The organism is Micromonospora sp. CP22 (assembly GCF_009712475.1).
GTDB lineage: Bacteria > Actinomycetota > Actinomycetes > Mycobacteriales > Micromonosporaceae > Micromonospora.
Window position 1 is genome coordinate 1 of sequence record NZ_VCJO01000048.1, and the last position, 1,618, is coordinate 1,618.

Genomic DNA, 1,618 nt, shown 5'->3' on the forward strand with positions numbered 1-1,618 from the left:
AGACCTCCACCAAGCCCGGACAGGCAACGGACCCGCCATCCTCGCAACGCTACGTAACACCGCGATCGGCTGGCACCGCACCACCGGCGCGACCAACATCGCCCGAGCCACCCGCCAAGCCAACCGCCGATCACACGACCTGATCACCGCCGTGACCAGCAGCTACCCGACAACGCAATAGCCCTGGATGTCGGGACCGAGCCGGACTTAGCACTCGGCGTAGATGCGCAGGATGCGCCACTCGGCGTCGTTGTCGCCGAGCGACTGGTCCAGCCTGCGATAGAGGCTGCGTGACATATCCCGCTCCGGCTCGCCGGTCATCCCTTGGTGATCGGCTCACCAGTCGGTCAGCTCTGCCCTACTCAGGCCGTGTGCGCCCAGCGGCCGGGTCGTACACCAGGCAGTTCTCGGCGTTGCGGACAAAGTGCAGATCGTTGTTGACCGCGTCGTCGAGCACTATCACCGGGTTGGGCCCGAGCGCGGCAAAGATGAGGGCCTTACTTGAGCCCCGGGCGGCGGTCATGGTCTTCACCTGCCAATCTCTGATGTGGATGGTGTTGTTTACGCGAGTTTCCAGCGACTCCGATGATCGAGGAATTCGCCCGTCTCGCGGTGTCGTGATGCCGACGCGAACGTATGGACTCCTGAATCAACGAGTCCGGCCGGACGCCTAGTATGCTGCCGTACATGGGCATCGAGACCGCCGCGATCATTGCTGCTTTGAGCAGCGTCGCCGCGATCAGCTCGGCCCTGACTGCGGTTCGCGCATGGCTCAGCTCGCGACGTGAACAACCACGCATCAAGGTGACCGTGGGCGACAAGAGCCTCGAACTCGACCTAGACGACCCTGAACAGGCCGAGCGTTTCCTGAAGGACTACCTCTCGCGCAACGTCGCAAACGAACGGGAGTCGGCCGGGTGACCGTCGACAGACCTACGTCGCGGCGTTCGGCTCGTGCGCCGAGCGGACCTCCTACGTCAAGAGCCTCTGTTAACGCGGGAATCGGAGGCGCCGGCGGCGGTACAAGCATGATCGCCATCGCCCAGGTTGTTGGAACGCATACCGTCTTGGGCCAGATACTCATGTATGTCGCGCCCACAGTCGCCGTCGTTGCTGGAAGCCTGTTGTATCAGGTGAAGCTGCAGGCCGACTGGTACGGCGAGCGGTGGCAGGTGCGCAGGGCACGCAAGACTTTGGAGAAGCAGCTCCTCTCCCCACACACCACCGATGAGCACAAACTGTGGATAAAGGAGCAACTCCAAGAGGTTGACCGTGTTGTTGCAGAAGCAGAGCTCAGACGCGTTAGGTTGCTGGGCCAATCACGTAAGATGTGACTCCGCCCAACACATCCTGCATATGCGATTGGCGCGAACGTTCGCCGAGGGCAAGGGCCAGTGCTTCGCGCAACCGATGGTTCTCTGCCTTTGAGGCCCAGATGTCTCGCCGATGTCTTTTGGGGCTGTTTCATCAATCTAACGTTTCTCCCCAGCGTGCGGCTCCGTGACGGTGGTGGGCGCATGTGCACGAGCGCTGCTGGGTGTTAGCCTCGGCCCTTCAGTAAGGGCTGCCCGCATCGTGGATCATGAAAGAGGAAGTGCCTTCTGATCTGGGAAGATCT

4 protein-coding genes are annotated in these 1,618 nt (G+C 61.9%); 3 read left to right on the forward strand and 1 reads right to left on the reverse strand.

The genetic code is table 11. The features are described from left to right. On the forward strand, window positions 1-181 hold a 181-nt coding region (locus tag FF096_RS26980), incomplete at its 5' end, for a hypothetical protein (RefSeq protein WP_155222206.1). A 177-nt stretch (window positions 182-358) separates the two neighbouring features. Here FF096_RS26980 and FF096_RS26135 read toward each other — a convergent pair. Continuing rightward, window positions 359-532: a hypothetical protein gene (locus tag FF096_RS26135; RefSeq protein WP_155222207.1), complete on the reverse strand. Its 174-nt coding sequence runs from the start codon at window positions 530-532 to the stop codon at window positions 359-361. Window positions 533-687: 155 nt separating this feature from the next. Between FF096_RS26135 and FF096_RS26140 the strand changes: the two genes are divergently transcribed. Together FF096_RS26140 and FF096_RS26145 are read left to right on the forward strand one after the other, a co-directional pair. After that, a complete protein-coding gene (locus FF096_RS26140; RefSeq protein WP_155222208.1) occupies window positions 688-921 on the forward strand; it encodes a hypothetical protein in 234 nt (77 codons plus the stop codon). A 107-nt stretch (window positions 922-1,028) separates the two neighbouring features. Then, window positions 1,029-1,334 (forward strand): hypothetical protein, encoded by a 306-nt coding sequence (locus FF096_RS26145; RefSeq protein ID WP_155222209.1) that lies wholly within the window; start codon window positions 1,029-1,031, stop codon window positions 1,332-1,334. Window positions 1,335-1,618: the final 284 nt, after the last annotated feature.